Raw genomic sequence first — 21,957 nt, 5'->3', positions numbered from 1 at the left:
GCGGGTCAGTTTCCCCGTCGCGGTCGGCGCAAACCCCCACGCGCCGAGGATCACCCACAGCAAGATCGATTACCCTGCGTGCACAACCTTCTGACCGTGTGTGCGCTTAGCATCCCTGTGGCGTCTGCAGACCGGCCCGAGGTGCCTGCTCTCACCATCTAGCCCACCGCCGACGCTCCCCCGATCCCCCTTTCCCCCTGTCTGGAGCGCTCCCCCAGTGAGATGGCACCTACCCCGGGCCATCGTGGCCACCACAGCTGCCGCGACCCTGACCGCGTCCCTCGTGCACGCACCCCCCGCACTGGCCGACACCGACCCCCACTCCCCGCACGACCGCACCGTCCCGGTCCCCGAGACCTTCGAACCCGGCGAAGCCACCGGCGAACACCAAGCCCAAGATCCGCCGGACGAGGCCTGGGAACCGGCCGGGCCCGACGAGCAGGACGAGGACGAGGCCGAGCGCAGCCCCGCCTGGACCTGTTCCACGGGCGAGGAGAACCTCGGGATCGCCGACTGGCACCCGATGCAGCGCCACCAGATCAGCGACCGCCTCGACGTGGACATCAACCTGGAGAACGGCAACGCCGTGATCCGCCACCGCGATCTGACCGTCGGCGGCACCGGCGTCCATCTCGGGTTGAACAGCGTCTACAACTCCCGCGACCTCAACCAGCAGTGGAAGCACTCCTACGGGCGCGACATCGGCCTGAAGTTCGAGTCCGACCGCATCGCCTTCCACGGCCCCACCGGCTCCTGCGATGAGTTCATGGAGGACGGCGACGGCGGATACGACTCACCCGCCGGGCTGAATGCGACCCTGACCGAGCTCGACAACGGCCACTACGCGCTCACCTATACCCGGGGTGAGTTCGAGGACGAGGTCTGGTACTTCGACGCCAACGGGTGGGCCATCACCCACGCCGACCGCAACGGCAACACCAACGACTTCGTCTACTCCAACGGCGGCGACCTGATCGCCATCAACGACTCCCAGAACCGCTCGACCTCACTGGACTGGGACACCGGCGCCAACCGGCCCACCGAGGTCACCGACCCCACCGGAGAGACGGCCGCCTCCTACACCTACGGGGGCGAGTCCACCCGGCAGCCGGACACCATCACCGACCGCGCCGGCAACGACATCGACTTCGCCTATGAGGACGGCTACCTCACCGAGATCACCGACCCCGAAGGCGCCGTGTGGGAGCTGTCCTACGACGCCCAGGGGCGGGTCACCTCCTTCACCGAGCCCTACGGCGAGGACGGGGCGACCTACAGCTTCGACCACGGCGACGGCGACGGAACCTCCACCACGGTCACCGACCCGGGCGGCGGCGAATCCACCCACGAGTTCGATGACATGGGGCGCCAGACCGAGGCCACCGACCAGGTCGGCAACACCCGCTCCCAGGAGTGGACCGCCAACTCCGACGTCGCCTCCACCACCGACGCCCTGGAAGCCTCGGTCAGCTATGACTACGACGACGCCAACAACCTCATCGGCACCGAACTGCCCACCGGGGCGGAGACGGCCGTGGGCTATGGCGACAGCGCGAACCCGGCCAAACCGACCTCGTTCACCGGGCCCGACGGCAACGAACTGTCCTTCACCTACGACGAGGCCGGCAACATGATGCGGGCCTACTCCGAGGACGAGGACATCCTGCTCTCGTCCATGCACTACAACAACGACGGCACACCCTCCTCGGCCACCGACGCCAACGGCAACCGGACCACGTTCGACTACGACGACGCGGGCAACATGGTGGCCCAGCACGAACCCGGGCCGATGGGGTCGATGGAGTTCACCTACGACTCGCTGTCCCGGGTCACCTCGGTCACCGACGGCAACGGCCAGACGCTGGAGTACGGCTACGACCGCCTCGACCGGGTCGTGTCCATCAGCCACGACGGCGAGCTCATCCAGTCGCACTCCTACGACGACAACGGGCGGTTGGTGGCCACCCACACCGACCAGGTGAGCACTGAGTTCACCTTCAACGCCCGCGGTGACCTGCTCCAGAGCGTGCGCAGCGATTCCTCGGACGAGGAGAGCACGGAGTATGCCTACGACGCGGTCGGCAACGTCACCGAGTTCACCGAGCACGGGCGCACCACCGAGTACTCCTTCGACGACGCGTTCCGGCTGACCTCGCTGCTCGACATCACCGGGGCCGAGACCACCTTCAGCCACGACGAGAACAACCAGCGCACCAACACCACCCACCCGGACGGGGCCGAGGAGGACCGCAGCTACGACGACTCCGGACGCCTGACCTCCATCACTGCCACCGGCGCCGAGGGCCAAGAGCTCTTGAGTGCTTCCTACTCCTGGACCAGCGGTGAGGACGACTCCGACAAGCTCTCCGAGCGCACCGTGGACGGCACCACGGAGGAGTTCACCTACGACGGGCTGGACCGGCTGACCAGCAACGGGCAGATCGATTACTCCTACGACGAGGCCGGCAACCTCGTCTCGGCCGACGGTGAGGAGTGGTCCTACAACGACGCCGACCAGGTCACCGACGCCCGCGGAACCGGGGTGGAGCACGACGACGCGGGCAACATGGTCACCCGGGGCGGCACCACGTACGAGTACAGCCCCACCGACCAGATGCTGCGTTCGGAAGACGGTGACGGGGACCTGGCCCGGTCGCTGAGTTACGACACCACCGACCAGACCCAGATCCGCGGCATCACCGACGTCGAGGACGGCGACGATGGCGAGCGTGTGGAGCGCCAGCTCTCCAACACCGCGCTGGGCACGACCAACATCGCCTCCGAGGGCGAGCGCACCAGTTACGTGCGCGACCCCGCCGGGGAGCTGGTCTCGATGGTGGCCTGGGAGGACGAGGAGCGCTTCCACTACACCACCGACCACCAGAACACGGTGTTGGCGCTGACCGCCGAGGGCTCGGAGGCCGAGGCCCCGGACGCGGTCTATGAGTACACCCCGTTCGGCGAACGCACCGACGAGGTCGACGAGGACAGCCGGGCCGGTGAGCTCAACCCGTTCGGGTTCACCGGTGCGTACCAGTTCCTGGACGGGACCACCCACCTGGGACACCGGTTCCTGGACGCGATGACGCTCAACTTCACCCAGGCCGACCCCTCCCGCCAGGAGATGAACAACTACGCCTACGCCATGGGCGACCCCATCAACCGCACCGACCCCACCGGGCTCATGAGCGCGGTCGATCACGGTGACATGGCGTCTGGACTCGCTACCGGGCTCTTCGGAGTGGGTATGTTTCTCACTTGCACGGCAGCCTTCCTAGTATGCGCGACTGCTGGCGTAGTGGGTGGTATGGCCATCGGAGGTGCTGCTGGAGGAATGGGTGCGATCGCTTCCGGTGGCTCGCAGGGTCAGGTTCGAGAGGCGACGTTCCGAGGCATGGCCAGCGGGGGCGTTGGTGGAGCATTCCCTGACCCTGTAAGCGGTGCCGCTGTGACAGAAGTAGGCACAACGGTGTTCTGACATATGACCCATTGACAGACATGCAGAAACGAGGCGGGCGACCTCCAGCAAGGCGCCCGCCTCAAACAAACACTAAATGAACACTGAAAGGGGGCGTGAAAAATGGAGAACGAACATGAAGGAAATGCAAGGCACGTAGACATAATTGAACGCCTGGCACGTTCAAGCCTTCTTTCTTTCGGCGCCAAGTGGAAGATGCCCAACCATCCAACTTCACGGCAATGGATCGACTACATCGCCGCCAGTTCTCTCGGCTTGCTGGCACTCCTGGGGTTCACTTTCGTGAGCTACCTTCAGAATGATCCTCTCTTGATTGCCATATTCTCCCTCATGGCATTCTTTTATTTCTCGATATGGATCCTACCCAAGCTGATCCTCTGGATGAGGATGGGAGGGAAGAAAAACCTGAGAGATTCATGAACGAGAAGCGCAGGAACCATGAGAGGCCTTGATTCGAGGAACGCACCCGAAGCGGGGATACTGGTGCCCGAAAAGACTCATGAGGAACCCCTGACGACTTCGGAGGCAACCTCGAGACAGAAACAAGGACTGGCATACTGGCTTGCCTGCAGGGGCCCGTTTTCCTTCGTCCACTATCTACAAGAACCTCCCGAGCACCCTGAAGACCACATCCGGCTTCCTCTCATAGCAGCAACCTTCATACCCACCCTCATCCTCGCCGGACTTTCTTGGCTCTTCCCAGATGAGGGTGTAGGTCGGCCGGGCGCGTCGGTCCGCAGATAGACGTCGAGATCTCCCGACGACGGAGGTTCCTACGCCATCCATCCGAAAGACCTCGACGTGACCGACGCTACCCCGCCGGCCGGCTTCGGCCGCCCTGACCTGACCGCCTTCGCGTCTCATCCCAATCGACTCTGATCGGGTCTGCTGATCCTCTCGACGAGAACGCAGCGACATCACAGCCACCCAACCCCGACCGTCCGGGAAGCCGGGACACGTCACATGGCCTGTGCTGCGGGCGTGTCGAGTGGGTCGTCCAGGGGCGACGCAGGAGCGTCGACGCGACGTGCTGAGAGGTGGTTCCAGTCGAGCACTAGCACACCGGCTACAGGAATGGCGATAGGTCAGGAACGGCGTCGCTCCCTACGCAGGAGGGAGCGCAGAGTCTCGGCGTTCGCGTAGCCGACCCGTAGCGCGATCTCGGCGGAGGTGAGGTCCGTGGTTGCTGAGAGGTGCCGAGCTCGTTCGATGCGAAGCCGTTGGACGAAGCCGAGCGGAGTGAGGTTGAGCGCCGCACGGACTCGTCGTTCGAGGGTGCGCCGGCTGGTGCCGAGCGACTGCGCGACGAAGGCGACGTTGAACGGTTCGTCCAGGCGGGCGCGCACGAAGCGTTCGAACTCGACGACGATCGGGTCCTCGTGCCGGAGATGTTCGTAGGCGACGAAGGCCGCCTGCGACGGGCGCTCGTCGATGATGAGGAGCTTGGCGACATGTTGGGCCAGGTCGGGGCTGATCGATCGCACGAGTGAGAGCGCGAGGTCGATGTGGGCGAACGCGGCGCCGGCGGTGACGAGGTTCCCGTCGACCACGACCATGGTGTCGAGATCGAGGGCGACGGTCGGATAGCGCTTCAGGAACTCCGGCCCCAGGAACCAGCTGGTCGTCGCCCGCCGATGATACATCCGTCCGGTCTCGGCGACAGCGAACACGCCGGTGCACGCCGCGGCGATCCGGGTGGTCGCCTCGTCGAGGCGCCCGAGCGAGGCGATGACCGAACGAGCATCTCGGCTCTGGAGGGCGTCGTTGGTAGCGGCGGCCGTAAGGGTTCCAAGCGCAGGGACGACGACCACGTCGAACTCTCCGGACTCCGACAGCGGGTGGTCCACCGACAGGGTCATCGATGCCGTCGTGGTCACTCGCCGTTTCGGTCCGAGGATGGCGAGTTCGATCGGGTCGATCCGCGGGTCGACATCGCCGCGGGCTCCGTCGGCCACCCGCACGATGTCGATGATCGACGCGATAGCCGAACCGAAGCAGCCGTCGATCGCGATCAGTCCGATACGCATGACGTAAACAATAGCAATACTGCCGTATACGCCACTCCCCACCGCCCCTCGCTCGTCATACGCTGAACTCGTCCCACGAAGAACCACGACTTCAAGGAGAGTCCCTCATGTCAACACCCGCATCACTTCCGTATGCCTTCGTCGCCAAGATCGTCGCGGCCGATGGACAGCACGACGCGCTCGCCGATCTGCTCGCCGGCGCTGTCGCACTCGCCAACGAAGAAGTAGGAACGATTGTCTGGTTCGCGGTCAGGACCCACGCCGACACCTTCTGGATCTTCGATGCATTCCCCGACGAGGCCGCTCGCGACGCCCACGCCAACGGCGCCATCGTCGCAGCCCTGATGGCCAACCAGCACCTCCTCAGCGCAGCACCCGAGATCCTGGCGGCCGACGTCCTCGCGTCCAAGCTCCCGTAGTCCGCCAACGCACGAGACGATCGCGCCCCGCCGAGCCGTCGCCAGGTCGCGACGCAACGCCATGCTGCGTTGCCGAGCGGTGCGAGGCCTATCGGCACACGGACAGGATGCCGGCCGCGAGCGCTCAGCCGGCGAGGGGTCCGTCGCAGAGGAGAGCGACGTCGGTGTCGGGCAGAGCCGTGAGGCCAGCGCATCGCGCGACCACCAGAACCGAACCGCCCCTGCCCTGCGTTTCCGCAGGTCAGGGGCTGTTCGCCGGAGCCGCCTGTCGGAATCGAACCGACGACCTAATCACGTCGGCTTTGCGTCTATCGCTTGATGCGCCCACTGGGCGAACGAGCCGCTGACCTGCGCAAACGCCGAGCGTGGGGGACGCCGCCATCCGGTGGTGACCGACGACGACCGACCAGTACCGACCGTTTCACCGGAGCTTGCGGCGGCGTCGAAGCCGAGCAAGCTCCATTCCTTTAGCTCACCGCGCCCTCCTCCTCGCCGGTCCCGTCGTCGTCGAAGACGTTTCAGGGGTCTTCTCAGATGACGGTGTAGGTCGGCCGGGCGCGTCGGTCCGCAGATAGACGTCGAGGTCTCCCGACGACGGAGGTTCCTAGGCCATCCATCCGAAAGACCTCGACGTGTCCGACGCTACCCCGCCGGCCGGCTTCGGCCGCCCTGACCTGACCGCCTTCGCTCGACTCGACGGCCTCGGTCTGAGCGTGACCGGACAACGACTTGAACCGGATCGTGCGGTCCTCGCGTGCCGCGTGGTGGAACCAGATCAGTGGTACCGACGGTGCGGCAGCGAAGGCGCTGCTCGTGACACCGTGATCCGGCGGTTGGCCCACGAGCCGCTGGGCTGGCGACCGACCGTGCTGGAAGTTGTAGTGCGCCGCTACCGCTGTGCCGACTGCGGACACGTGTGGCGCCAAGACACCAGCGCCGCGGCGGAGCCACGCGCGAAGCTCTCGCGCACCGGGCTGCGGTGGGCGCTGGAAGGGATCGTGGTCGCACACCTCACCGTCGCCCGTGTCGCCGAGGGACTCGGGGTCGCGTGGGACACCGCCAACAACGCGGTCCTGGCTGAAGGCAAGCGGCTGCTGATCAACGACCCCACGCGGTTTGAGGGCGTGAAGGTCATTGGCGTCGATGAGCACGTCTGGCGCCACACCAGGCGTGGCGACAAGTACGTCACCGTGATCATCGACCTCACCCCGGTCCGCGATGGCGCCGGCCCAGCAAGGCTGCTGGACATGGTCGAGGGCCGGTCGAAGGCGGCGTTCAAGACCTGGCTCGCCGACCGCGACGACGCCTTCCGTGACGCGGTCGAGGTGGTCGCGATGGACGGCTTCACCGGGTTCAAGACCGCCGCTGCAGAGGAGATCCCGGACGCGGTCACGGTGATGGATCCCTTCCACGTCGTGCGCCTGGCCGGTGACGCCCTCGACAGGTGCCGGCGCCGGGTCCAACTCGCGATCCACGGGCACCGTGGGTTCAGGGACGACCCGCTCTACAAGTCGCGGCGCACGCTGCACACCGGCGCGGACCTGCTCACCGACAAGCAGAGCGACAGGCTACGCGCGCTGTTCGTTGATGACGCTCACGTCGAGGTCGAGGCGACCTGGGGTGTCTACCAGCGCATGATCGCCGCCTATCGCCACGAGGACCGGCAACGTGGCCGCGAGCTCATGGAGAAGCTGATCACCGACCTCAGCGCCGGCGTCCCCAAGGTGCTCACCGAGCTCACCACCCTGGGCCGGACCCTGAAGAAGCGAGCCGCTGACGTGCTCGCCTACTTCGAACGACCCGGCACCAGCAACGGGCCGACCGAGGCGCTCAACGGACGGCTCGAACACCTGCGCGGCTCCGCACTCGGGTTCCGCAACCTGACCAACTACATCGCCCGAAGCCTGCTCGAGACCGGCGGCTTCAGACCCCAACTCCTACACCCCCGATTGGGATGAGCCACTTTCTTTTTATCTCTATCACACGAATCAAGGACCGGCCGTACTGGCTCTTACATTCTCCCTCATCGCATTCCTGGTGATCCCAGCTCCATATACATTGGCCTACCACAGAAACAAAAGATTACACGAGTGAAGACATGGCCAAATAGATTGACCCTACCCATGGAAGAGAATAGATTTTTTTTCGGACGAGCAATGATGAGTCTCGCCCTGAACCCCCTCCTGATGCCAAAAGCTGCTGCCGACAAACTGAGCGAAGAGTCTTCAACCAAGGAAGTAAGAGCTGTGATCATCGGCTCACTGATGGCAGTCCTACCCCTTGGAGCCCTGGGCTACATGTCATTTTTTGGCGAGATAGCCTTGGCGGCATGGTGCTCAGCCTTGCTCTTATTGTATTTTGCATTTTCTTCATGGCCATCCCCAAGATCTACCTGCTGAACGCCGTAAAAAATAACAAGCACTAAAACAAAAATATTATGCCCCAATCGCAACATGGAAGGTTAGGGCTACACCGGCCTGAGCATGCGCGGACTTCTGACTGGAGACTCGGCCTAATGACGTAGAGTTGGGCGCAATCAGAGAACTCACGTGCAACGCATGCGCATGATCCTCGCATTCATCACCCAAAGCTGGAGGAGCATATGGCAAGGAGTTCGCCCACCGGATTCATCGAGCGCCTTGCCAAGTCTCATATGCTCCTCCCCATCGGATACAAGGAATTCCCAGAGAACCCGGGAAGCCATGACTGGCGCGCATTGATAGTCGGACTCTCCCTTGTTCCAATCATGCTCCTTGCCGCATCCCTTTGGTTTGCATATGACGACACCCCTGGGGCGGGGGCTGCCTTTGCCGCCATGGCCATCGTGTTCTTTCTCATCTGGATCCTCCCCAAGATCATTCTGTGGAACCGGACAAGAAACTAGCCGCCACATGACGTGAGCGCTTCCATTGCCGTAGCAAGTTCGAGACGAAACAGTTCGGAAGAGATAACAGAAAGCAGGGAAACAACATGTCCCCCCACCTGCTCAGAAGCACGGCCCTTCTGGGCGCGAGCGCCCTGTGCGTGCCCCTGATGTTGGTCCCCGCCCAGGCCCAGACGGTCTCTGCCTCCGACATCGACGGTGACGGTTACGCCGACCTGTTCGTGGGCGCCCCCGAAGGCATCGGCGGCAACGACGTGCGCGGCGGATACGTGGCCGTCGTTCCCGGCAGCCCGGACGGCGCCGATCCGGAGGCCGGCTACCAGATCGACCAGGACTCCCCGGGTGTGCCGGGCGCGCCCGAGGTCGGTGACCGCTTCGGCGAGCAGGTCGCCTCGGCCGACCTGAACGGCGACGGCCACGCCGACCTGGTGGTCTCGGCCCCCGAGGAAGACGTGGGCGAGTACGAGGACGCCGGTCTGGTCCAAGTCGTCTTCGGGTCCGAGGACGGGCTCTCCCAGGACGCGATCGGTTTGCACTCGCCACGCCAGGAGCGCGGTGACACCGGGTTCGGCACCCACCTGGCCACCGGCGACCTGGACGGCGACGGACTGGAAGATGTGGCCATCAGCAACGGCGACCACATCAGCGTGCTGTGGGGACGCGAGGATCTGGACGAGGCGGACGATCCATCGGTGACCTCGTTCCTGGCCGCCGCCGGCCCCGGTGACGAAGTCGAAGGGTTGGCCATGGCCGACGTGAGCGGCAACGGCGTCGACGACCTCATCGTGACCTCTGCCCACGATGAGGGCCCCGACCTGGGTGACCTGCTGGTCTTCTCCGGAACCGAGGCGGGCTCCGATCCGGTCCGTATCGGTGAACCGGTTCTGCTTCCCGAGGGGGCTTCGGACGTGGCCGCAGGCGACATCGACGGTGACGGCCACGCCGACGTGGTCCTCACCCCCGCCGACGGTGACGCCGCTCGGGTCTTCGCCGGTTCGGCCGACGGGATCACCGAGGACGGCACCACGCTGGACGAAGGCCTGGGGACCGATTCCGTCGCGATCGGTGACATCGACGATGACGGGCACGCCGACATCGTGCTCGGTGACACCACCGTGGAGGACCCCGACGGCGGTGACGATGCGGGCGGGGTGAGCGTGGTCCACGGCGGCCCGGACTGGACCGACGGGCGCCAAGAGTCCTTCGTTCAGGGCTCCGACGGCGTGGACGGTGTGTCCGAGGCCGGTGACCGCATGGGCGCGGACGTGAGCCTGATCGACCTGGACGGCGACGGGATGCTGGACCTGGTGGCCGGGGTACCCGGAGAGAACGACGGCAACGGCGCCATCACCATCATCTACAACTCCGACGAGGGCCTGAGCGGTGAAGGCTCACAGACCTTCGGCGCGGCCACCATGGGCCTGGACGGCACGGAAGCCGAATTCGGCGCCGCACTGCCGTAGAGACCCTGTACCGACCGGCGGAAGAAAACTCGGTCACATGCCTGCCCAGGGTCCGATCACGTTCGCCGGGCCCCGGGCAGACGCACCGAAGTAGGGGGCTCTTCACAGCAACCGTCACGTGCAGGGGCCAGTCCGGGCGAGTGGCCGCGACAACCCTGGGGCTGTAGTACTCACTTTCAACCGGCTCTACGCGGATGCCCTGCCCGGTTGGGGGGGGCGACCCTGGCGGGGCATCGAGGCCCTGGAGATCGCGGTGGCCGAGCACGTGGACTGGTTCAACCGCCGCCGCTTGCCCGGAGAGATCGGCTTGGTCCCTCCCTCGGAGTTCGAAGCCGACTTCTACCAGCAGCACGATCCGGCATCGGCGCACGTCGATGCGTTGGTTCCGAGCTTCGGCTCTGCTGTCGATCGGAACCAGGAGCTCCGGCCCGTGGTTCACCGGTCCCGGGCCTTGCTTCACGGGCATACCGTGTGTGGTTTCCCCGTCGTCGGAGCGAACCCTCCCGCGCCCGGCCGTCCGGCAACGGACACGACGGGGAAGGAAGAGCCCCAGCGGATCCGACCGGAAGTCGCACGACACATGACAGACAGCACGCCCACGGGCAGCGGTCCCCAGAACGCCTCCGATCTCATGTCCCTGCTGCTCGAGACCTACGAGCGTCACGGGGTCGAGGTGGAGCAGCTTCCGCCGACGGGGATGCGTATTCGGATCCCCGGCAACGACCCCTTGGAGACGGATTACGCCGACGCCATCGAGCGCGCACGGGACCTGTCGGCCGAGCAGTATCCGGAGTTGGCCGAACAGGTGGTGCTCGCCCTGATCCGCCAGGTCCGCGAGCAGGGGGTGCCTCTGGGTACGCACTACCCGCCGCGCCCGGACGACCACGGCCGACAGGTGCTGATCAGGGTCCTGCACGAGCTCGGGTACTCCGCCCGGTTCGAGGATCCGCAGACCATCAGCGTCCCGCTCCGCGACGGCGAACGGGGCGCCATGGACATGAGTGACTACCTCTCCCGTGTCGAGGACGCCGACCTCGACACGGCCTTCGACGAAGTGACCCCCTTCGCCGAGGCCGTCATCAAGCGTGTCTCCGAGGTGGCCGACCTCTCGGAGGCCTCCTCGGAGCAGCTGCGCGTGCGCCTGTACCCGGAGTCCGGGTTCCCCGAGGGTGTGGCCGGCACCCTGCTCGGCCGACGGGTCGGAGCCGATCTGTTCGAGACCGTCGCGCTGAACACCCCCGACACCGTCCAGCCGGTGAAGCGGGACCAGCACGAGGAGACCGGCCGCTCGGAGGAGGGAACCTATGGTGAGGCGGTCGCCAACAGCGTCGCCGAACCCGTGGAGGTCTCCCACCACGACTTCGGCGGTATGAACTTCGTGCACATCAGCGGTGAGCACCCGTACGTGTCCGCCCAGCTGCACGTCCTCACGAGGCACGTGGAGCAGGCCCCGCACGGTGTGCTCGTGGCACTTCCCGTCCCGCAGGTGATCCTGGCCCATGTCCTCGGGGAGGAGAGCAGCCACCCCGTGGCCGCGCTCGAGCTCCTCCAGAACATGGCCGACCGCTTCGTCGAGGAGGCCGACAGGCCCATCACCTCCCAGGTGTACTGGTGGCACCCCTCTTCCCGGGACCGTGCCGAGTCCGAGCTGCCCGACCTGCGTGCCGTCCGGATCGAGATCGACCAGGAGCAGGGTTCGGCCTCGCTGTTCACCGACGACGAGGAGTTCGGCGACCTCGTGCAGTCCCTCCTGGCGAAGTGAGGCCCGGGAGGTCGACCTTCGGTAGGTCCGGAGACAACACCGGGCGGCGGCCCGCCCGCCTACACCAGGCCGGCGTCGTGGGCGATGATGGCCGCCTGGACACGGTTGCGTACGTCGAGCTTGGCCAGAGCCCGGCTGAGGTGGCTCTTGACGGTGGCCTCGCTCATCCACAGCTCGCGGCCGATCTCGGCGTTGGACAGCCCGAGGGTCACCTCCCGGATGACGGCTGTCTCGCGTTCGGTCAGGACGGAGAGCCGTTCCCGCGCCCGGGTCCGGGCCGACGGGTTCTCCTCGGTGAACGTGCCGATGAGTCGCGTGGTGACCGTGGGCGCGAGCATCGCCCCGCCCTCGGCGACGGTGCGTACGGCTGAGGCGAGCGTGTCGGGTTCGGCGTCCTTGAGCAGGTACCCCGCCGCTCCCGCGCGCAACGCGCTGTGCACGTACTCGTCGAGGTCGAACGTGGTCAGCACGACGACCCGCGGAGGGTGTGGACCGCGGGCGAGGTGTTCGGTGGCCGCGATGCCGTCCATGGTCGGCATACGGACGTCCATCAGCACCACGTCGGGGCGGTGCCGGATCACGGCCCGCAAGGCCTCGCCCCCGTCGCCGGCCTCCCCCACGACCTCGATCCCCTGTTCCTGGCCGAGGATCGCGCTCAGGCTGGCCCGGACCAGTTCCTCGTCGTCGACGATCAGAACCCGGATCACTGTGCATCCTCACTGGACGTTGCGGGATCGGCCGCCCCTGCGGCGTCCTCACCCGTGCGGGCGGGCAGGTGCGCGACGAGGACGAAGCCGCCGTCGGCACTGTGGTCGGCATGGAGACGGCCGCCCAGGATCTCCGCGCGCTGCCGCAGGCCCGCGAGGCCCTGGTTCGAGCCCGTGGAACCCTCGACCGGCTGCGATGCGGGCGCGCCGTTGCGGACGTGGACCATGAGCTCGTCGCCGTGGAGCCGCAACTCGACCTCCGCTGCGGCACCGCCGGCATGTTTGCGCACGTTGGTCAGCCCCTCCTGCACCGTTCGGTACGCGGCGCGCTGCACCAGGGGCGCGAGACGGTCGAGGCCGCGGTCGGCGGCGAGGTCGACCGGCACCCCTGCCGCACGCGACTGCTCCACGAGCCGGTCCAGGTCGGTCAGGAAGGGTTGCGGAGCGCGTTCGGCTTCGTCACCCGAGTTCCGCAACACCCCCAACACCTCGCGGAGCTCCGCCAGAGCGCCGCGCGCCGCACCCCGGATCCGTGCGAGCTGCTCGGTGGAGACCGTGCCGGTGGTGACCTGCGCGGCCGTGGTCTGCAGCACGATCAGCGAGATGTGGTGGGCGACCACGTCGTGCATCTCCCGGGCGATACGGGCACGCTCCTCCGCCCGTGCCTGGTCCTCGCGCGCTTCCTGTTCCCGTTGGGCGTGCTCAGCCCGTTCCCTCAGGGCGTCCGTCGTGGCCTGTCGGGCGTTGACCCACAGTCCCACGAGGACCGGGACGACCACCGTCATCGGCAGAGCGCCCAGCAGGTCCTCGGCGAGCTCTTGCCATTCCGGCAGGGGCTGAAGCACCGACCGCACCAGTGCCGGGGCTTCCACCAGGAGCACCGCGAGCACCACGTAGACCACCAGGTGTGCGCGGCGGCGGAGGCGCGTGGCCGCGACGAAGGAGGCGGCGAACAGCGCGGGCCACGAGGCGAAGGCCAGCCAGCCGACGGCCGCCGCGGCGAAGAGCGGCCACGGGGTGATCCGGGCGGCGGCGACCGCGGCGGCGGAGAGCGTGGCGACGGTGAGCGTGAGCGCGATCTCGGCCGGGCTCGACAGACGCATCGGGGTGGCGAACATGTGCGTCACAGGGGCCCCCGCCCCCGTGGCGACGATCGCCCCGAAGACCAGCACGCTCAGCACGACCGGGGCGGTGTTGCCCGCCGGACGTGTGAACGGTTCCCGCTCGACCCCTCGTGATTGCTGCACGGGGTCGAGCGTAGGCGGCCCTCGACCGGCGCGTCCTCGTCCGATCGGACCAGCGTGTCTCCTCCTCGGGGAGGACCATGCGTAGCGCCTTGGGCGAGGCGCGGGCGTGCGCCGCCGGTCCACGCTCGGCACATGACGACACATGCCGCGGTCCGCACGACCGGACTGACCAAGACCTACGGGGCCGGCCCATCGCAGGTCCGGGCACTCACCGACGTGGACGCCGAGTTCGCCCGCGCGGAGTTCACCGCGATCATGGGGCCTTCGGGTTCGGGGAAGTCCACCCTGCTGCACTGTGTCGCCGGGTTGGACACGCTCTCCGCCGGACGGGTGTGGATCGGGGACACCGACCTCACCGGCCTCGACGACGACGCCTTGACCGTCTTCCGCCGGGACCGGCTCGGGTTCGTGTTCCAGGCGTTCAACCTGCTGCCCACCCTGACGGCGCGGGAGAACATCGTGCTGCCGTTGGAGTTGGCGCGCCGTCGCCCCGACCCGGAGAAGGTCGCGGGGATCGTCGACGCCGTCGGGCTCTCCGACCGGCTCGACCACCGTCCGAGTGAGTTGTCGGGCGGGCAGCAACAGCGTGTGGCGTGCGCGCGTGCCCTGGTCACCGGGCCCGAGGTGGTGTTCGCGGACGAGCCGACGGGGGCGCTCGACTCCACGTCCTCCGCCGAGGTGCTCGGACTGCTGCGGCACAGCGCCGACGCGTTCGGACAGACGGTCGTGATGGTCACCCACGACCCCTCGGCCGCGGCCTACGCGGACTCCGTGCTCTTCCTCGATGACGGGCGCGTCGTCGACTCCCTGCGAGGGCCCACCGCGGACTCGGTCCTGGACCGGATCAAGGCGCTCGAGAAGGCGGTGCGGTGATGCTGCGCGCGATCCTTCGCGACCTGCGGGAGCACAAGGTCCGTGTGGCGATGACCCTCGCCGCGATCGCCCTGGGCGCGTGCGCGGTGGTCGCGAGTTGGGTGGTGAGCGACTCGACCATCGCCACGCTGGCTGCGGGGACCGAGAGCCGTGAGGGCGTGGACGCCGCGGCCTGGCGCGGCGACGAGGGGATCCTGTCCGAAGCCGATCGGGAGGCTCTCGAGGACATGGAGGGGGTCGCCTCCGCCCGTTCGGTGACGGCGTTCCGTGCCGGGCTCATCGGTCCGGACGGCGATCTGGTGGGGAGCACGACCCCGCTGGACATGACCGGTACGGGTTGGGACGACAGCGGGCGCTTCTCGCTCGTCGAGGGACGTTCCCCCCGGGCCCCCGAGGAGATCGCGGTCGACCGGGTCACCGCCGAGCAGGCCGGCATCGCCGTGGGTGAGGACACCGGCGTTCTGCTCGACGGGGGTCACATCGCCGAGGTCACCGTGGTGGGCGCCTTCGACTACCGGACCCTCGGTGAGCACGACGCCGACGACGCCTGGGTCGATCCCCGGCCGGACGTCGTGTTCGACGCTCGGAGCGCGCAGGAGCACACGCCCGGGTTCGCGCGGGTCGAGTTGGCGGCCGCTTCCGGAGCCGACCCCGAGCAGGTGTCACGGGACGCGGAATCCGTCGTCGCCGGGGCTTCCGCCGCGAGCGCGACCACCTTGGCGGAGGTGAGCGATGAAGGGCAGCGCGATGCGGCCCGTGAACTGCGCCTGAGCCTTCTGCCCTTCGCCGGGATCGCGATGCTGGTCGGGGTCTTCGTCATCTCGAACACCTTCCGGCTCCTGGTCACCCAACGCACCCGGCACTTCGCGCTCCTGCGTGCGGTGGGGGCCCGGCGCGCGCAGGTGCGGGCGACCGTCGTCGTGGAGGCCTTGGTGCTCGGGGCGGTCGGGGCCGTGCTGGGGTCGGCCCTGGGAGCGGTGCTGGGCCCGGCCGTGTTGACCGTGCTGCGGCCGGGAGAGGAACTGGTCTTCGCGGTCTCCCCGGTCGCGTTGTTCGCGGGCGGGCTCGCCGCGATCGTGACCACCGTCGCGGCCGCGTACGGGGCTGCCCGGCGCGCGGGCTCCGTGGCGCCGATGGCCGCCCTGCGCGAGGGGACCGGCGAGCCGGGAGGGGTGCGGCGCGGCCGGCACCTGCTGGGAGCGGTGTTGCTGCTGGCGGGGGTGGCGGCCGTGCTGGCCACCTCGTCACCCAGTGAGGCGGCGGCGTCCCGCATCATCGGCCTCGCCGGGGCAGCGGTGTCGGCGGTGGGCGTACTCCTGCTGACCCCCGCGTTCACTCGGGCGGCCCTGGGGCTCGTCTCCGGAGTGGTGCGGAACGGGGCCGGTCCGGCCACCCGCCTGGGCCTGCGGAACGCCGCGCGCGATCCGCGCCGCGCGGCGAGTACGGTCGGCGCGGTCACGGTCGGGCTGGCACTGGTGTGCGCCATCGCGACCCTGAGCGCGACCTTCGCCTCGTTGATCGCCTCGACCACGGAGGCGAACGTCCCCGAGTCCACGACCGTGGTCGAGCCCGCGGCCGGAGACCGGGGAGCGCTCGTTCCGGCGGCGGAGGACCCGGTACTCGAGAGCACGGACGTGGCGGAGATCGCCGCGCTTTCAGAGGTCGGGACCGCGATGGCCGGCAGTGACGCCATGGCTCGGATCGACCACCCCGGCGGCAGCACTCGACGCGTCGTCTCGGCCGTGGATCCGGAGGGTCTGGGAACCGCGCTCACCCCGCACATGCTCGAGGGCGAAGCCGACCTGGACCGAGGCGTCATCATGGCCGAGACCCAGGCGGACATGCTCGGCCTCGGGGTGGGCGACCGCCTCACGCTCGGTATCGAGGGCGTCGACCTGGAGACGCGCGTCGCCGGTCTCTACGAGGCGACGGAGATGTCGGCGAGCGTGTTCTTCGACGTCGCGGACGCGCCGCACGAACTGGCCGACCGGGTCAACCGCGTGCACGTCACCGGGCCGGACCCGCAGGCCGCCCGCGCCGCGGTCGAGGAGGCCGTCGGGGACCGCCCGGACGTCATGGTCAGCGACAGGGACGCGCTCATCGAACGGGACGTCGAACGGCAGCAGGCCGGGTTCATGGTCATGAACGCGATGTTCGGCCTGGTCATCCTCGTCGCGGTGTTCGGGGTGGTCAATACGCTCGTGCTGTCGGTGCGGGAGAGGGGCCGTGAGATCGGCATGTTGCGGGCGGTCGGAGCGCGCCGCCGGACCGTCCACCGGGTGATCCGCGTGGAGAGCCTGGCCCTGTGCGTGTTCGGAGGGCTGCTCGGCATCGTCCTGGGGGTCGGTGTCGGAGCGGTGATGCAGAACGCGATGCTGGGCCAATCTCTGTGGACCCCGACCGTGCCGGTACCCGTGATCGCGACCGCGGCGGCGGGGACGGTCGCCCTCGGGGTGATCGCCGCGGTCTGGCCGGCCGGCGTCGCGGCCCGGACCGATCCCCTGGAGGCCATCACCGCCGAATAGGCCGGGTGTGCCGGGCCGGGTGCGCAACGCGCCGGAGTGGCGCGCCCGGCCGCATGGGACCACTACGAGGGGGCCCGGCCTGCCGACCAGGGATCCTCCGGGCGCCGCTCAGCCGGACAGGGCCGAGGGCTCCTCCGCCCCCAGGCGGGTCACCCGCGCGGGGTCGTTGATGACGGCCTCGATGCCCAGGCCCGCTGCCCCGCGAACCGCCGCGTCCGAGCCCAGCTCGGAGACGGCGACGCGGGGAGGCACCCACCTGGCGGCGATCGTCTGCCGGTGCAGGGCCTCGGTGAAGCGCTCGACGAGCCAGGGCGCGAGCGGCGCGTAGACCCCTCCGAGCACGACGGTGTCGGGGTCGACGGTGTTCACCACGTTGGCCATCCCCACCCCGAGGTAGTCGGCCGCCCGGCCGACCGCCCGGAGGGCCTGTGGCTCCTCACGGCGTAGGGCGGCGACCAGCTGAGAGATCGGGCCGGTCGGGTCGCCGATGCGCGTGGTCAGTTCCGAGGACGACAGACCCGCGCCCCGCAGCATCGTCTCCAGGCCGCAGTACCGTTCCAGGCATCCGCGGCCGCCGCAGCCGCACGGCTCGCCGTAAGGATCGACGCTGATGTGGCCGATCTCCCCGGCGAAACCCCGGGATCCCCGATCGATGCGGCCGCCGGTGATGATCCCGGCCCCCACACCGATCTCTCCGGAGATCTGGACGTAGTTCCCCCACTCGCCGCCCCCGCCGAAGGAGAGTTCTCCCAGCGCAGCAAGGTTCGCCTCGTTCTCCAGCCGGATCATCCCGGGCCGTAGGCCCAGCCGTTCGGCGAGCATGCCGGCGATCGGCAGATCGCTCCACTCCAGGTTGGGGGCGTGCAGCAGGCGGCCGTCCGAGACGTCGATGAGGCCGGGCAGGGCCAGCGCGACCCCCACCGGTCGCAGCTCGGCCTCACGCGCGGCGTCCAACGCTTGCCCCAGCACCCGGGCGAGCCGGTCGACCGCCGACCGCGGGGCGCCCCGGTTGTCGGCGCACTCCACCCGGTGGTAGCGGATCCGGTGGCCCAGATCGCTGACGCAGGCGGCCATGTAGTCGACGTTGACCTCGAGTCCGATGCTCGCGTGGGAGTCGCTGTCGATGTCGATCACACTGCCCGGACGCCCCGCTCCACCGTTGGACCGCACGCCCAGTTCGGTCAACAGCCTCGCCTGGATGAGTTCCGAGACGAGGCTGGAGACGGTCGCCTTGGTCAACCCGGTGACCGTCGCGAGCCGCGCCCGCGTGGCGGGGCCGTGCGTGCTGACCCTGCGCAGGATCAACCTGAGGTTGTTCTCGCGGACACCGCGCTGGTGCACGGAAGCACCCGATGAGGCATGCGTGTGAGCGGCCATGGACCCGATACTCTCCCACCACAGGTGTGGCACCAAGAAGACCCGGAGCGTCATGTGAGACAGAGCGCGCTCGCGGGCCGAATTTCGTTCGACGCACGAATGATTGGCGCCCCAGTCACCTTACGGCACGCTCCTGTCACGGTTTTCGGCCACACGACGGAGCTATGGTGTTCTCGGGTTGCGGGTTCGGCGTAGGGGACTCCCGCACGACATCGGGCGTCACCGCCTGGGACATCTCGACCGACGGGGAACAGGACCTCATCAACGACGTCGCCTCCCGGTTCAGCGGCGTAGCCGGCGAAGTGCTTCAGCGTCGCGATGACTCCGGAGGACTGCAGACCTCGGACGCAGGCGGTACCGACCGTTCCGACCGCCCGGTGGGGGAGGTCAGCGCAGGCCGAACAGGTGCTCCAGCGCGAGCTGGTCGAGGCGCTCGACGTGGTAACCGCGCTCTCCGGCGCTGTCGACGTCCAGGGATTCGCTCAACAGTTCCGCGATCCGCTCGTCGGGGGCGAGTGTGGGGCGTGAGAGCTCCTCGACACCCGTGACGGCCCGCGCCTCGATCACGTCCGGGTCGGCCCTGAACGCCGCGGCCTTCTCCTTGAGGATCAGGTAGTTGCGCATACAGGCCTCGGCCGAGGCCCACACGCCGTCGAAGTTCTCTGTTCGGGCCGGCTTGAAGTCGAAGTGCCGGGGGCCGGTGTAACCCGCGTGCTCCAGGAGGTCCACCAGGTAGAAGGCCTCCTTGACGTCGCCGGCCCCGAAGCGCAGGTCCTGGTCGTACTTGATCCCGCGCTGGGAGTTGAGGTCGATGTGGAAGAGCTTGCCGTGCCACAGCGCCTGGGCGACACCGTGCGCCGCATTCAGCCCCGCCATCTGCTCGTGGCCGACCTCGGGGTTCACGCCGACCATCTCCGGGTGTTCGAGTTCGGAGATGAACGCCAGGGCGTGGCCGACCGTCGGCAGCAGGATGTCGCCGCGCGGCTCGTTGGGCTTGGGCTCGATCGCGAACCGCATGTCGTAACCCTGCTCGCGCACGTGGCGGCACAGGATGTCGAAGGCCTCGCGCAACCGGTCCAGTGCGGCCCGGCTGTCCTTGCCGGCTTCGCTCTCCGCCCCGTCCTGGCCGCCCCAGCAGACGAAGGTCTTCGCACCCAGCTCGGCCGCCAGGTCGATGTTGCGGATGACCTTGCGCAGCGCGTACCGGCGCACTTCCCGGCTGTTGGAGGTGAAGCCCCCGTCACGGAACACGGGGTGGCTGAAGAGGTTGGTGGTGACCATCGGCACCACCAGGCCGGTCTCCTCCAGCACCGACCGGAACTTCCGCAGGATCGAGTCGCGCGTCGCGGGGTCGCTGCCGGGCGGGACGAGGTCGTCGTCGTGGAACGTGACACCGTACGCTCCCAGCTCACCGAGGTTGCGCACCGCGTCGGCGGGGTCGAGCGGCGGCCGCACCGCCGAGCCGAAGGTATTGATGCCTTGCCACCCCACGGTCCACAGGCCGAAGGTGAACTTGTCTTCCGGGGTCGGGCGGTAGTCACTCATGTCCGGCTCCTCGTTCGTCGGTTGGCGTTGTCGGCGGTCCTGGCCCACCGCGGCGTCCCGGGCCGACGCGTACTGATGGGGGACGGAGGCGCGGCCGCTGTCAAAATAGTTTGTTGAGTGAACGAACTCATGTCAAGACGCCGGCGCGGGGGTGGCCGAAGAACGGTGGGGCACGGAGCAAGGCCGGATCCGCACCAGCCCGGGCCGGTGGCGGATCTCGAGGAGATCACGAGAGCTGCGGACGGCCCCCGAGCCCGGTGAAGGACTCGCGACGGAACCGGAGGGCCTGAGCAGATGCCGACAGCGGCACGGCGTCGGCCATGGCCCACCGGGGCCGAGGAGAAGCGGGCACCGCGGGCACCGCGCTCACCCGCCCAGTGCCGCACCCGGGGTCCGGTGGCTGTCCGGGGATGCGAGCCAGGGGGCGCCCGAACCCGGGGACCCGAGGGAGGCCCCGACGAGGATCATGCGCAGGACACGTTCGGCGGCGTCCGCGGTCAGCGGGACGGCCTGCTCGATGGCGCCTGCGAGGTCGAGCGGCGCCGCGAGGATCCCCAGGATCGCGTCGATGCCCGCGGCGTGGTTGAGGTCGGCGCCGCGGCCCACGGTCCCGGCCAGGGCCACGACCGGCGTGTTCTGCAGCTTGGCCCGGCGCGCGACCTCGGCGGGGACCTTGCCCTTCGGGGTCTGGTCGTCGATGGCCCCCTCGGCGGTGATGACGAGGTCGGCCTCGGCGATGCGGCGGTCCAGGTCCAAGCTGCCGGTGAGCACCTCGAAGCGCGGGACCAGGCGGGCCCCCAGCACGGCGGCGGCCCCGGCACCCAGCCCGCCCGAGGCGCCGCTGCCCGGGGCGGTGCGAACGTCGGTCCCGGCATGGGCGCTGAGCAGGTCGCCCCAGTGCTCCAGGGCGGCGTCCAGGCACCGCACCTGCTCGGGCGTGGCACCCTTCTGCGGACCGAAGACGCGGGCGACGCCCTTCGGACCGGTGAGCAGGTTGAACGGGTTGCAGGCCAGCACGACGGAGGTGTGGCGCACCCGGGGATCGAGTCCGGAGGCGTCGATGCGGTCCAGCCGGGCCAGCTCACCGCCGCCGCGGCCGATCGGGGCGCCGTCGCGGTCGAGCAGGCCGACGCCGAGCGCCTGCAGCATCCCGGCTCCGCCGTCGTTGGTGCCGGAGTCCCCGCAGCCGACGATGATGCGTTCACAGCCCTCGTCGAGCGCCGCGGCGATCAGGGTGCCGACGCCGTAGGTGGAGGTGCGCCCCAGGTCGCGCAGGTGGCGGGGCACCAGCCGCAGGCCCGCCGCGGCGGCCATCTCGACCACCGCGGTACGCGGACCGGGCCCGCCGAGCACCGCGAAGTGGGACTCGACCGGGGTGCCGACCGGCCCTTCGACCGTGGTGTGGACCAGCCGTCCCCCGGTGCTGCGGGCCAGCGAGGCGGCGGTGCCTTCGCCGCCGTCGACCATGGGCGCGGTGTCGATCACCGCGTCGGGCACGGCGCGCACCGCCCCCTCGGCGATCGCGGCGGAGACTTCGGTGGCGTCGAGGGACTCCTTGAACCCGCTGGGTGCGACGAGGATGCGCATACGGCGTTCGTGGGACAGGTGGGACATGGCTGAGCCTTTCGGTCGGATACTCGAGGGGTGGTG

At 68.6% G+C, this 21,957-nt stretch carries 16 protein-coding genes; 10 read left to right on the top strand and 6 right to left on the bottom strand.

Translation table 11 applies throughout. From position 1 onward, the window contains the following. Window positions 1-244: 244 nt before the first annotated feature. On the top strand, window positions 245-3,478 hold the full coding sequence (locus IDM40_RS06865; protein WP_328806955.1) for an RHS repeat-associated core domain-containing protein: 3,234 nt from the start codon (window positions 245-247) through the stop codon (window positions 3,476-3,478). A gap of 102 nt (window positions 3,479-3,580) precedes the next feature. Beyond that, entirely contained in the window at window positions 3,581-3,898 is a 318-nt protein-coding gene (locus IDM40_RS06860) for a hypothetical protein (protein WP_193121082.1), read from the top strand. Window positions 3,899-4,563: 665 nt separating this feature from the next. Here the strand turns inward: IDM40_RS06860 and IDM40_RS06855 are convergent. Continuing rightward, the gene (locus tag IDM40_RS06855; RefSeq protein ID WP_193121081.1) at window positions 4,564-5,505 is read right to left on the bottom strand and encodes a GlxA family transcriptional regulator; all 942 of its coding nucleotides are present in this window, start codon (window positions 5,503-5,505) and stop codon (window positions 4,564-4,566) included. 107 nt (window positions 5,506-5,612) lie between these two features. Between IDM40_RS06855 and IDM40_RS06850 the strand changes: the two genes are divergently transcribed. From IDM40_RS06850 to IDM40_RS06825, 6 genes are all read left to right on the top strand, one after another. After that, window positions 5,613-5,924: a putative quinol monooxygenase gene (locus IDM40_RS06850; protein WP_027020518.1), complete on the top strand. Its 312-nt coding sequence runs from the start codon at window positions 5,613-5,615 to the stop codon at window positions 5,922-5,924. A gap of 632 nt (window positions 5,925-6,556) precedes the next feature. Further along, on the top strand, window positions 6,557-7,882 hold the full coding sequence (locus tag IDM40_RS06845) for an ISL3-like element ISPfr2 family transposase (RefSeq protein WP_193121080.1): 1,326 nt from the start codon (window positions 6,557-6,559) through the stop codon (window positions 7,880-7,882). Between the two features lie 165 nt (window positions 7,883-8,047). Then, window positions 8,048-8,323 carry a hypothetical protein gene (locus IDM40_RS06840; protein WP_193121079.1) on the top strand — a complete coding sequence of 92 codons (276 nt, stop codon included), beginning with the start codon at window positions 8,048-8,050 and terminating at the stop codon, window positions 8,321-8,323. 203 nt (window positions 8,324-8,526) lie between these two features. After that, window positions 8,527-8,808 carry a hypothetical protein gene (locus IDM40_RS06835; protein ID WP_193121078.1) on the top strand — a complete coding sequence of 94 codons (282 nt, stop codon included), beginning with the start codon at window positions 8,527-8,529 and terminating at the stop codon, window positions 8,806-8,808. A gap of 86 nt (window positions 8,809-8,894) precedes the next feature. After that, complete coding sequence (locus tag IDM40_RS06830) at window positions 8,895-10,271, top strand: FG-GAP-like repeat-containing protein (protein ID WP_193121077.1); 1,377 nt, start codon at window positions 8,895-8,897, stop codon at window positions 10,269-10,271. A gap of 580 nt (window positions 10,272-10,851) precedes the next feature. After that, entirely contained in the window at window positions 10,852-12,033 is a 1,182-nt protein-coding gene (locus IDM40_RS06825) for a hypothetical protein (RefSeq protein WP_193121076.1), read from the top strand. A 59-nt stretch (window positions 12,034-12,092) separates the two neighbouring features. Here IDM40_RS06825 and IDM40_RS06820 read toward each other — a convergent pair whose 3' ends face one another. Beyond that, complete coding sequence (locus IDM40_RS06820) at window positions 12,093-12,740, bottom strand: response regulator transcription factor (protein ID WP_193121075.1); 648 nt, start codon at window positions 12,738-12,740, stop codon at window positions 12,093-12,095. Next, on the bottom strand, window positions 12,737-13,987 hold the full coding sequence (locus IDM40_RS28785) for a sensor histidine kinase (RefSeq protein ID WP_193121074.1): 1,251 nt from the start codon (window positions 13,985-13,987) through the stop codon (window positions 12,737-12,739). Before IDM40_RS28785 ends, IDM40_RS06820 begins: the two co-directional genes overlap by 4 nt. A gap of 132 nt (window positions 13,988-14,119) precedes the next feature. Here IDM40_RS28785 and IDM40_RS06810 point away from each other — a divergent pair, with 132 nt between their 5' ends. After that, window positions 14,120-14,860 carry an ABC transporter ATP-binding protein gene (locus IDM40_RS06810; protein ID WP_193121073.1) on the top strand — a complete coding sequence of 247 codons (741 nt, stop codon included), beginning with the start codon at window positions 14,120-14,122 and terminating at the stop codon, window positions 14,858-14,860. Continuing rightward, the gene (locus IDM40_RS06805; RefSeq protein ID WP_193121072.1) at window positions 14,860-17,385 is read left to right on the top strand and encodes an ABC transporter permease; all 2,526 of its coding nucleotides are present in this window, start codon (window positions 14,860-14,862) and stop codon (window positions 17,383-17,385) included. The genes IDM40_RS06810 and IDM40_RS06805 overlap by 1 nt, the downstream gene beginning before the upstream one ends. A 108-nt stretch (window positions 17,386-17,493) precedes the next feature. On the opposite strand, the gene IDM40_RS06800 is transcribed toward IDM40_RS06805, so the two are convergent. The 3 genes from IDM40_RS06800 to IDM40_RS06785 form a co-directional block, all read right to left on the bottom strand. Beyond that, the gene (locus tag IDM40_RS06800; RefSeq protein ID WP_193121071.1) at window positions 17,494-18,726 is read right to left on the bottom strand and encodes an ROK family protein; all 1,233 of its coding nucleotides are present in this window, start codon (window positions 18,724-18,726) and stop codon (window positions 17,494-17,496) included. Between the two features lie 423 nt (window positions 18,727-19,149). Then, on the bottom strand, window positions 19,150-20,307 hold the full coding sequence (gene xylA, locus IDM40_RS06790) for a xylose isomerase (protein WP_193121070.1): 1,158 nt from the start codon (window positions 20,305-20,307) through the stop codon (window positions 19,150-19,152). A 366-nt stretch (window positions 20,308-20,673) separates the two neighbouring features. After that, window positions 20,674-21,921, bottom strand: coding sequence for a glycerate kinase family protein (locus IDM40_RS06785; protein ID WP_235997394.1), 1,248 nt, complete (start codon window positions 21,919-21,921; stop codon window positions 20,674-20,676). Window positions 21,922-21,957: the final 36 nt, after the last annotated feature.

The organism is Nocardiopsis coralli (genome assembly GCF_014892575.1).
In the GTDB taxonomy this organism is placed as follows: domain Bacteria; phylum Actinomycetota; class Actinomycetes; order Streptosporangiales; family Streptosporangiaceae; genus Nocardiopsis; species Nocardiopsis coralli.
The sequence above is the reverse complement of the archived record's forward strand: the minus strand, read 5'-3'. Positions and strand labels throughout refer to the sequence as shown.